The sequence below is a fragment of the Xylocopilactobacillus apicola genome, from assembly GCF_033095985.1.
Taxonomy (GTDB): Bacteria; Bacillota; Bacilli; order Lactobacillales; family Lactobacillaceae; genus Xylocopilactobacillus; species Xylocopilactobacillus apicola.
Genome location: NZ_AP026802.1, coordinates 954,949 through 966,223 on the forward strand (window position 1 = coordinate 954,949; position 11,275 = coordinate 966,223).

9 protein-coding genes and 1 tRNA gene are annotated in these 11,275 nt (G+C 34.1%); 6 read left to right on the forward strand and 4 right to left on the reverse strand.

What is annotated here, in order from left to right; genetic code table 11:
• Positions 1 to 14: 14 nt before the first annotated feature.
• The 6 genes from R8495_RS04770 (at position 15) to R8495_RS04795 (ending at position 8,168) form a co-directional block, all read left to right on the forward strand.
• A tRNA-Gly gene (locus R8495_RS04770) sits at positions 15 to 85 on the forward strand.
• 20 nt (positions 86 to 105) lie between these two features.
• Complete coding sequence (gene argS / locus R8495_RS04775; protein ID WP_317636399.1) at positions 106 to 1,809, forward strand: arginine--tRNA ligase; 1,704 nt, start codon at positions 106 to 108, stop codon at positions 1,807 to 1,809.
• 13 nt (positions 1,810 to 1,822) lie between these two features.
• A complete protein-coding gene (locus R8495_RS04780; protein WP_317636400.1) occupies positions 1,823 to 2,296 on the forward strand; it encodes an arginine repressor in 474 nt (157 codons plus the stop codon).
• 143 nt (positions 2,297 to 2,439) lie between these two features.
• Complete coding sequence (locus tag R8495_RS04785; protein WP_317636401.1) at positions 2,440 to 4,287, forward strand: transglycosylase domain-containing protein; 1,848 nt, start codon at positions 2,440 to 2,442, stop codon at positions 4,285 to 4,287.
• Between the two features lie 39 nt (positions 4,288 to 4,326).
• The gene (locus tag R8495_RS04790; RefSeq protein ID WP_317636402.1) at positions 4,327 to 5,535 is read left to right on the forward strand and encodes a metallophosphoesterase family protein; all 1,209 of its coding nucleotides are present in this window, start codon (positions 4,327 to 4,329) and stop codon (positions 5,533 to 5,535) included.
• Entirely contained in the window at positions 5,532 to 8,168 is a 2,637-nt protein-coding gene (locus tag R8495_RS04795) for an ATP-binding protein (protein WP_317636403.1), read from the forward strand. Before R8495_RS04790 ends, R8495_RS04795 begins: the two co-directional genes overlap by 4 nt.
• A gap of 235 nt (positions 8,169 to 8,403) precedes the next feature.
• Here R8495_RS04795 and R8495_RS04800 read toward each other — a convergent pair whose 3' ends face one another.
• The 4 genes from R8495_RS04800 to R8495_RS04815 form a co-directional block, all read right to left on the reverse strand.
• Positions 8,404 to 9,363: a peptidylprolyl isomerase gene (locus R8495_RS04800; protein WP_317636404.1), complete on the reverse strand. Its 960-nt coding sequence runs from the start codon at positions 9,361 to 9,363 to the stop codon at positions 8,404 to 8,406.
• A 126-nt stretch (positions 9,364 to 9,489) separates the two neighbouring features.
• Positions 9,490 to 10,443 carry a peptidylprolyl isomerase gene (locus R8495_RS04805; protein WP_317636405.1) on the reverse strand — a complete coding sequence of 318 codons (954 nt, stop codon included), beginning with the start codon at positions 10,441 to 10,443 and terminating at the stop codon, positions 9,490 to 9,492.
• A gap of 85 nt (positions 10,444 to 10,528) precedes the next feature.
• Positions 10,529 to 10,840, reverse strand: a complete 312-nt coding sequence (locus R8495_RS04810; RefSeq protein WP_317636406.1) for a hypothetical protein — start codon at positions 10,838 to 10,840, stop codon at positions 10,529 to 10,531.
• Complete coding sequence (locus tag R8495_RS04815; RefSeq protein WP_317636407.1) at positions 10,830 to 11,252, reverse strand: HIT family protein; 423 nt, start codon at positions 11,250 to 11,252, stop codon at positions 10,830 to 10,832. The genes R8495_RS04810 and R8495_RS04815 overlap by 11 nt, the downstream gene beginning before the upstream one ends.
• Between the last annotated feature and the right edge of the window lie 23 nt (positions 11,253 to 11,275).

The following is an 11,275-nucleotide window of genomic DNA, read 5'->3' on the forward strand; positions in this document are numbered from 1 at the left end:
TAATGATTTTCATTGCGGGTGTAGTTTAGTGGTAAAACACCAGCTTCCCAAGCTAGCGTCGCGAGTTCGATTCTCGTCACCCGCTTTTTTATTTTTGGAGGTTCCATGAGTTTAGAAAATGTCGTCGTACAAGAATTGAAAAGGGCTTTAAGTATATACATTTCTGATGAGGTCCAAGTTGAAAATCTTCTGGAGCGACCTAAAAATTCCTCTTTTGGTGATTTTTCTTTTCCTACTTTTTCCCTTGCTAAAGTTAAACATAAATCTCCCAATGAAATAGCCAGTGAGATCGTTGCACTGATAAATCAAAACTTGTTTAAAAAAATTAATATTGTCAATGGATATATTAATTTTTTTGTGCTCAGAGAAAAAGACTCTGAAAAAATTTTAACTGAAATCAATCAAAAAAAAGCTGATTACGGCTCAAATAATGAGGGTAACGGACAAAATGTTACGATTGATATGTCTTCACCTAATATTGCTAAACCCATGTCAATGGGGCATTTACGATCAACAGTGATTGGAAATTCTTTAGCAAATATTGAAAAAAAATGTGGCTATGAACCGGTAAAAATTAATTTTTTGGGTGATTGGGGAACACAATTTGGTAAGTTGTTAGCGGCTTATAAGATGTGGGGAGTACCTGAAGAGATTGAAGATCAACCCATTGAAACGCTTTTAAAGCTTTATGTTCACTTTAACCAGGAAGCAAAAAAAGATGAAAGTCTGAATGACCTTGGTCGCGCTTGGTTCAAAAAGCTGGAGGATGGGGATAGTGAAGCTTTAAAACTTTGGGAGTGGTTTAGAAAAGTCTCTCTACAGAGATTTGAAGAAATTTACAATGACCTTGATATTCATTTTGATTCTTATGATGGTGAGGCTTTTTATAATGACAAGATGGCTGCTGTTATTGATAGGTTAAAAACCGAGGGTATTCTAGAAGAGAGTCAAGGGGCCCAGGTTGTTGATCTGTCGGCAGAGGGATTTGATAATCCAGCGTTGATAATTAGAAGTGATGGAGCGAGTCTCTACATTACTCGAGATCTGGCTGCTGCTATTTATCGTAAAAATAAATATAAGTCAGTTAAATCTCTTTATGTCGTTGGTAGCGAGCAAAAGCAGCATTTTGCTGAATTAAAGGCTGTCTTAAAGAAAATGGGTTATTCTTGGGCAGAGCAAGTAATTCATGTTCCTTTTGGATTAATTACTTTTAATGGCAAGAAATTGTCTACCAGAGAAGGAAGAATTGTTCTTTTAAATGATGTTTTGAACAAGTCTTTTGAATTAGCTCTAAAACAAATTGAAGAGAAAAATCCGACTCTTGAAAATAAGGAGCTTGTTGCAAGGCAAGTTGGCTACGGAGCTGTAGTTTTTCATGATTTAAAAAATGATCGTTTAGAGAATTTTGATTTTAAATTAGATGAAGTGGTCCAATTTGAAGGTGATACCGGACCTTATGTTCAGTATACCAATGCGCGAGCACAAAGTATTTTGCGCAAGGCAAGCAAATTAGTTCAGCCGACAGAGAAATATGTCAATATTTTTGAAGATGACTCTGCTTTTGATGTAATTAAATTGTTAGATCAATATCCAACGGTTATTAGACAGGCTGAGAAGAAATATGAGCCATCAGCGATTGCAAAATATTCAATTCAGTTGGCTAAGTCTTTTAATCACTATTATAAAAATGTTAGAATCTTAGTTGAAGGGGATGAGTTGTTTTCACGCCTTCAAATGGTTCGAGCAGTTAGCTATGTATTACAAGATTCTTTGAGTTTATTAGGTGTTAAGGCTCCATCTGAAATGTAAAGGAATAATTTAATTGAAAAAAGAAAAAAGACATGCATTAATCTCTCAAATTATTAACGAGAATTCGATTACAACCCAAGATCAATTATTGTTTTTTTTAGAAAAATATGGAATAAAAGTTACTCAAGCAACGATATCTCGTGACATAAGAGATATGCATATCACTAAAGTTCCTGATTTTAATGGAAATTTACGTTTTGTTGTCTATCATCAAGATGATAGAGATCCAGTGCAAAAATTATTGGATAATGCTAGAATTGTTGCTATTTCTATTACTCAGGTACATTTTTTGAACGTGATTAAAACAATTAAAGGTTCGGGAAATGCTTTTGGTGCAAATTTGGATGAGCTTGATTTTCCTGAAATTACAGGAACTGTTGCGGGACTTGATAGTGTTGTAGTAATCTCAAAAGATGAAACTGATGCCAAAAAAGTTTATGATATGTTAGCTAAATATATCAACACTAAAGAAGTTGAGGCTTCTTAGAGGACTTGTTTTTGAATACGTTTATTAAACGATATCATCCATTTAAAATGACTCTTGTAGTGATTTTATTTTTTTTAATTTTAATATTTTCTTTTTTTACGTATAGAGCAAAAACTGCTGATATTAAAGGGCTAGAGTCTTCATTGCGCCTTAATTCATCTGTTTATGATCAAAATGGACAGTATGCAGGAGTTTTATTAAATCGAAAAGGTCGCTATGTTAATTTGGAGCAAATTAGCCCTAATATTGTCAATGCGGTTATTAATACTGAAGATCGAACTTTTTATCATAATTTAGGTTTTAGTGTTACTGGAACTGCTCGTGCAATACTTGGTTATGTGATTCACTTTGGTCGCGATACTGGAGGAGGAGGGAGTACAATTAGCCAACAACTGGTAAAAAACATGTTTCTGACTCAAAAAAAGACAATTGGCCGAAAAGTTGAAGAATTATTCTATTCAATTCAGTTGAATCGGATTGAACCCAAAAAGAAAATTTTAGAAATGTATTTGAATCACGCTTATTTTGGATATGGTGTTTGGGGAGTTGAAAATGCTTCTTTACGTTATTTTGGAGTTCATGCCTCTGAGCTAACAACCGCTCAAGGAGCTTCGATTTGCGCGATGTTAGCTAACCCGGGACTTTTTAATCCGATTAGTTACCCAGACTATGCTTTATCTCGGCGTAATGTTATTTTGAAATCAATGAAAGATAACAAAGTCATTTCTGATGAAACTTATACCCAGGCTTTCAATGAAAAAGTTAATGTAGTTAATAATTATACTCCAGTTACTACCTACAATTACCCTTCCTATTTTGATGCAGTGATTGAAGAAGCTAAACGAGATTATAAAATTTCTGAAGATGATCTTTTAAATGATGGTTATAAGATTTACACCAATCTTAACCCTAAAATGCAAAAAAAGATGGAAAACTATTATGCCAACGAAGGAATCTTGCCCAAAGTTGGTGATATTCAGGCGCAATCTGCTTCTGTAGCTGTTAATGTAAAAACTGGCGGAGTAGAAGCGCTAATTGGCAATGCTAACGATCAAAACCATTTGTTTTTAGAGCTAAATCGGGCGACGCAGATGTATCGACAAGCAGGTTCGACGCTTAAACCAATTGCAGTTTATGCCCCAGCACTAACTAAAGGATATCGGCCAGATTCACTTTTGCAAGATAAATTAGTGTCATATAATGGTTATCAGCCGAAAAACTACAGTAATACCTATGCGGGTGAAGTTACAATGAATGATGCTTTAACCAATAGTTTAAATGCCCCAGCGGTTTGGCTTCTTAATGAAATGGGCTTACAGACGGGAGTTGATTCTTTGAATAGATTTGGCTTTAAGGTTAAAGATAATCAAAAAGATCTTGGCCTAGCTTTGGGTGATCTGGAAGTTAGTCCAATGCAAATTGCCCAAGCTTATCAAATTATTGCTAATAATGGAGTTAAACGTCAAACCCATTTAATTAATAAAATTGAGACCTCTAATGGCAAACCGGTCCAAAGTTTTAATGATTTTTCTCGCTCGGTGATTTCACCGAAAGTGGTCAAAGAGTTAACCCCGATGTTAAAAAGTGTTTTTAATCAGGGGACCGCTGTTTCTGCTAAACCACAGAATTTTGAGGTAGCTGGTAAAACAGGTAGTACTCAAACAAAAGAAGGACTTGCTACTGCTACTCGTGATCAGTGGATTGCGGGTTTTACGCCTGATCTTTGTTTAACAACTTGGGTTGGCTATGATGATCCTAGTGATGAAAGAGTCCTTACCAACAGTAATTACGCAAACTGGACTTTTAAGAACATTTTTGAAATAATTTACTCTGATACGGCTCAGACTTCTTTTTCAAATAATTATGAGCCACCAGCAGAGAAACAACAAGATTTTATTAAGAAAAATACGGACCTTTATCAACAAGGAATTGATGTGATTCAAAAAGGTTTTTCGTCAATCTATAATTCGGTCGTAGATTTTTTTAAGTAACAAAGATATAATTTTTTTAGCAATATAAAGGGGAGCATCATGAAATTCATTCATACAGCCGATCTACACTTAGATACACCTTTTCGAGGGTTGCAGATCGAGGATACAGAGATTCTTAAAAAAATCAGAAATTCGACTTTTGAGGCCTTTACAAATATCGTCGATGTTGCAATTAAGCAAGAAATTGATTTTATGATCATTGCGGGAGATTTATACGATTCCGATGTTCAAAGTGTTAGCGCACAACTTTTTTTGAGTAAGCAATTTAACCGCCTTAAAAGTGAGGGAATAACAGTATACGTGATTTTAGGGAATCATGATTTCGCTAAAAGTCAGGTCGGTAACTTTGAGTTTCCGGATAATGTTTTTGTTTTTCCAAGCAACATTAAAAGTTTCTATCATACGGCAAAAGATGGGACCAAAGTTGAGTTAGTAGGATTTAGTTACGAAGACCGTTGGATCACCGAGGATTTGGCCGATAAATACCCCAAAAGACATTCTGATGTAGATTATACGATCGGCCTGTTACACGGGGCATTAAGAAAGGGGCAAAGCGATAATTATGCACCTTTTACTAAGGATGAATTACTTGATAAGGGTTATAATTATTGGGCTTTAGGTCATATTCATGAAAGACAGGTCCTTAACGAAAATCCATATATTATTTATCCTGGTGTTCCACAGGGACGCAGCATTAAAGAAGATGGTCCGAAGGGTTTTTACTTAGTTGAAGCTGATCGACATGAAACTAACGCTACATTCTTACCTAGCGCCAAAATCGAATGGGATCGGATTAAAGTTGATGGCCGTAGTTTAACATCAATGAGCGATGTTGAACGGGAAATTGAGTTAAGTTTGAATGAATTGAGTAAAACGGTTTCCCATTTTGTTGAAGTTACGATAAAAAATGCTAATAACTTACCTTTAACTGTAGTTAAGTCGATTGAAGATGATTCTTTTGCAGGTGGCTTAGCTCCAAAAGAATTTGAAGATAATTATACGATTGTTATTAAGATTAATGTGCAGATTACCAAAAGTGATGTCTTTTCAGAGTTGGATCAGACTTTTTGGAATGAAAGTGCTGAACAAATTTTTTCAACTGAGAACGTTGAAGCAGAAGTATTGCCTTTACTAAAAAATTATCGGTTTCTTCAAGATCTTGTACGCGATCCTGATTTTTTATCAAGCCTTAAAAATGAAACATTTGAATTAATTAATGAAAGAAAGAGTGAGAATGATCAGTCATGATAATTAAAAAAGTTAACATCTTTGGTTTTGGTAAATGGGTTGATACAAGTTTTGATACTGCCGATGATTTTCATATTTTCTATGGTTTAAATGAAGCAGGTAAAACCACTTTAAGGGCTTTTATCCGTGGGGTTCTGTTTGGCTTTGGTAAAAAAACGGATACTGATAAATATAAGCCCCGCTTTGGTTCATCGTTTGGAGGGGAACTTTTAGTTTCTCAAAATGGCGTTGATTATCTGATTCGCCGAGTAGGGGGGTTACGTAGTCGTAGCGGCAGTGTAATAGTGACTTCTGAAGGCAAAGAATACGATGAAAGTAAGTTGCATGAACTTTTAGGAGCTGCAGATTTATCTCTTTATGAAAATATTTTTGAATTTGATGAAAATGCACTAAATGAGGTTTTTAGGTTAAAAAAAGATGATTTTACCGATCAAATTTTACACATCGGAATGACTGGCTCTCAAGATTGGCTAAATCTTAGTAATAGTCTAGCTAGTGATGCGGGAACAATTTTTAAACCTTCGGGAACTAAACCGCTCTTAAATTTAGCGATGAAAGAGCACCGAGATTTGGAGAAGAAGGTTTCTGAAGCAGGGCAAGAAAATAACATTTTTAATGAACTGCAGCAACAAAATAAAGAGCTTTCGCAAAATAAAGAGCAGATTCATCAACAAATTGAGAAAAAAAATAATACAATTAAAAAGTTGCAACAATTAAATGATAATTGGCATAACTATGACGAATATTTAACACTTTTAAATTCGATTTCAAACCGGAGAAATCTTGATGTTGATCTCTATGATGATTTTATGAAACAAAAAAAAGACTTTGAAACCGCAAAAGAAGATCTTAAAATAGCGCGGGAAGAAGTTGATAAAATCACAGAAAGTACGATTACCAACAATCCTCGGTATGCTTTTTATCTCGATAATAAGGAAGAATTTGATGATTTAGAAAGTAAACTTTCTGAAGTTACAAGTGTCTGTGAAAAAAATGAAAAAATTAGCGACCAGATCGCTGAATTGACAAAAGATCAAAATGATTTACTAGTTAAAAATGCTTTTAAGATGGAAACCGAGGAGATGTCTAAAGAGGATTATCTTCATGGATTAGAACTTAAAAGAAATTATGATGAGTTGGAAGATGTTCGGGCAAGCATTCAAGGGCGAACAACTATTGATAGTCCTAAATCAACAAAAGCTGCAGCTCGTAATCGGAGTAAAAAAAATTGGGCGCCAACAATCATTTGTCTTTTAATTGGTCTAGTGGTCGGAGCTGTTGGAATGATGATGGGGTCAATTGGGCATATCGTTAGTATTGCTGGAGTCATTATTGGAGTGCTAGCAGCGATTATAAGTTATGTTGTATCAAGTCCCGTTAATACGAGAGAACCAGATGAGTCTGCGGTTGTTGATGACAAAACAAGGATAGAAGATGAACTGAAGCATGTTAATCTAAGGATGCAGGATTTAGTTCGAGAATTAACGAACCTAAAAGATAAATATCGTTATGAATATCCAATTGATACTTTCTTAGGTTTTCAGCTTGATCTGAAGAAGCTTCATGAAAATGCTGAAAAAAAGAAAAAACTCGAAGAAGATCAAGACAAATATTGGGAACAAGTTAATGATTATTTTTCTGAGTTTGATTTTGCCAAAAATTGGATTCAAATTCAGCTTAAAGATCAAGTCGCAACATTGAATTTGATTAGCTCATTTTTTGAGGATATGGCTAATATTTCAACGGTTAATGCGCAAAATGAAGAGAAGAAGAAGTTCTATGTTACTAAAATTAATAAACTGAACTTTGAGATGGATGACGCAAATAAAGAAATGGCACGATTGCTTAGAGATAATGGTTTGCAATCTGAAATGGAATTAGAAGTCTATCATCATGATCTTTTGAATCGCGAAAGACAGCGAGAACAGCTTAAAATTTACGAAAGCAACCTAAGTAGTTTACTACCGGAACTTAAAAAATTTGATAATTACGAGCAGCTAAAATGGTCTCTTGATCAAAATAGTAAAGATGTTAAAGAACTTACGGAACAAGAACGTGAAATTGGTAAAGAGATTCTCAGTAATCAAAGCCAGTTGCAGGGAGTTATCAATACTGAAAAATATGATCAACTAAGACAAGATCTCGCTAATTTGGAATCAAGAATTGAAAGTTTAACTAAAAGTTGGATTACTAATTATTTAGGTAGCAATTGGATAAAAGCAGCTTTGGATGATGCAACGCAAGAAAGATTTCCTCAAATTATTGATCATGCGAGCGAATACTTCAATGTATTGACTGATAATCGTTATCGGGGAATAAATTTTGAAGGTGATACGATCAATGTTGAAAGACTTGATAGTCAAACGTTTGAAATAGCTGAGTTATCTCAAGGCACAGCTGAACAGTTATATGTTGCTTTGCGATTTGCTTTTGCAATAAGTTTCTTAGATAAAATCCAGTTACCATTAATTATTGATGATGCATTTATAAATTTTGACGTTGTCAGACGGGCTAAAGTAATCGAACTTATTCAAAAATTAGCAGTTTCTACTCAATTGTTATTCTTTACGACAGATCTAGGAATCAGAAATCAGTTTGTTTCTTCTAATCATTTAACAGAGCTGATAGTTTGATCATTAGAACTGTTAAAAAACGCCAAAAGGCGTTTTTTGTTTGCCACAATTAATATCAGGAGGAAGTACAGATGACAAGAAGTCATAATTGATCAAAAATAATCTATAAATTGTAACCACTTCAGGGATTAGTGTAATTGATCACAAAAGAAAATAGTAGTTATAAAATGCGAATTTTCAATAAATCAAAGCACAAAAAAACAAGGCAATCAATTTACCTTGTTTTTTAATAAAACTATTTATTGCTTGAACCTTGCTGTGTAGCTCCTTGTTGCTGAGTAGGAGTCTGAGTCTGATAGAATGCCGAAAGAACATCCTTCAAATCTTTATCCTTATCAACAATTTTAGCATCAACATCTTTAAGAACTTTACCATAAATTGGATTCATAACTGTTGTATCTTTTTGCCATTGCGTATAGACCTGATCAGTTAATTCCTTCTTATGCTCAGCTAAGGTACCTTTAGCAGGTTTCTTGATTAAACGAATAATAAAGTAGCCATTTCCAGTTTGATACTTAACTGGTTCTTTTGTATAATCGCCTTCTTTGTTTAGCTTAGCAGCAGCAGCTGTAAATCCACTATCAAGGTTACTTGATTTTGGATCGAAAGGATCGATTTTACCACCATTGTTCTTTGAAGAAGTATCTTTAGAATTCTCTTTAGCTAATTTACTAAAGTTCTTTTCTGTTGGGTCTTCTTCATATTTCTTAATCAAATCTTTAGCTGTATTTTCATCGTCAACTAAAATATGTTGAACAGTGATTTTTGGAGTATAGTTCTTCCAAGCACTGTCTAAAGCGTCTTTAAACTTCTTGCTGCTGGTTGGCTGTTTGTCTTTTAAAGCAGCTGTTGCAAGTAAGCCATTTCTGAGAACTTTCTTGTAAGATGATTCAGTATAACCACTTTGCTTCAACATACTAGGTAGGCTAGAGCCATATTGATCTTCTAAATTTTTATATTGCTTATCAATTTCAGACTTTTTAACTTTACTACCATACTTTTGTTCAAGCGCGTCTGCTAAAACCAAGTTTTGTAATGTTTGTTTTCCAGTTGAAGATTCCTTTAAAGCTGTATAATAATCATCCTGGGTAATTGTTTTACCTTTCATCGTGGCAACATTTTTACTACCACTGGAACAACCTACGAGCAGGAGAGAAACAGATAAAATAGTCCCTGCTAAAAACTTTTTTTGCATGTATGTACTTCCTAAATTAAATTTTTTCACAACAAAGTAGATTCTATCACAAAAAAATAAAAATGGAAAATAATTTTAAAGGCGCAAAAAAAACAAGGAGAATTAATTTACCTTGTTTCTAATCTATTACTTGTTTGAGTTTTGTTGAGTAGTAGGGGTCTGGGTTTGATAGAATGAAGATAGAACATCCTTTAAATCTTTATCTTTATCAACAATCTTAGTGTCAACTTCCTTAAGGACTTTACCGTAAATTGGATTCATAACAGTTGCATCAGATTGCCATTGATTATAAATTTGTTCCGTCAATTCTTTCTTGTGATCAGCAAATTTACCCTTGTTTGGCGTCTTAATTAAACGAATAATATAGAAACCGCTCGTTGATCCTTTGACTGGTTCTTTGGTGTAATCGCCTTGTTTTTTCAATTTTCCAGCAGCCTCTTTTAAATTCGTATCGAGATTTGCTTGCTGGTTTGTTGTTGATTTAGGATCAAATTCAGCTAACTTTCCACCGTTATCCTTTGATGATGTATCTTTAGAATTCTCTTTAGCCAACTTGCTAAAGTTTGCTTCGGTTGGATCTTCTTCGTATTTCTTAATCAGATCTTTAGCAGTGTTTTCGTCATCGACTTGAATACTTTGAACAGAAATTTTTGGAGAATAACTCTTCCAAGCGCTGTCTAAAGCATCCTTAAATTTCTTACTGCTTTCTGGTTGCTTATCTTTTAAAGCTGCTTTTGCAAGCAAACGGCTCTTGATAGATTTCTTATATGAAGACTCAGTATAACCGGCTTGCTTCAACATAGCTGGTAAGCTGCCTTTATATTGGTCTTCTAATTTTTTGTATTCAGCGTCTATCTCAGATTTTTTAACTTTGTCATTATACTTCTGCTCAAGAGCATCGGTTAAAATCAAATTTTGTAATGTAGATTTTCCGGCTTGAGATTCCTTTAAGGCTTTATAATAATCTTCTTGGGTAATCGTTTTACCCTTCATAGTGGCAACTGCTTGATTGCCACTAGAACAACCTACAAGCAGAAGAGATACAGATAAGATTACGCCTGCTAATTTTTTTGTTTGCATGTATGTCCTTCCTGAATTAAATATTTTACAATAGGCTAGATTTTATCATAACTGAAATTGAATTGTAAAGATGTGAAAGCTGAGTTTAATGTTTAGGAAAATCGTTACTCAGATTTTGGAGATTGCTTTGGATTTTTTTAACTTTGAAGTTCATCAAATATGAAAATTCATTGATCTCTTTTGTTAAATTTTTTACGGTGGGCTTGAGGAGTTGCTCATTCTTCAATTGCAATTTGTTGAGATCTTTATTAAATTGTTGATATTTTTCGTTAACAATTTTAGAATTATCTGATAAATTTTGCAGCCAGATTAAATTTTCTTCGCGTTTAAAAAAATCGTAAATTTTATAACCGGCCCATGCTGTACCCGCAATCATAATGATTTTTTTAAATTTCATTTTTGATTTCCTCCGCTAATTTAGCTAATCGCTCAGGTTGATAATGAGAACTATTATCAGTAAATTTCAGCGTAAAGGTATCGCTATTGGTGTATCGTGGTATAAAATGGATGTGGGAGTGAAATACTGATTGACCAGCTAGCTCTCCATTGTTGTTGATGATGTTTAATCCCTGAAGGTCTGGTAACGCTTGTTTAAGAGCGTTAGCCACTAAGGGAACTCTACCAAAAACAGCCTCTGCTAGTTTTTCATCGTATTCAAAAACATCTTTTACATGTTTCTTTGGGATTAAAAGAGTGTGACCAAGGGTTGTTTGCGAAAGGTCCAAAAATGAGTAAACAAATTCATCTTCGTAAACTTTGTAACTTGGCACATCTCCGTTTATAATTTTACAAAATATACAATCATTCAAAATTCTATTCTCCAGTAGGTTAA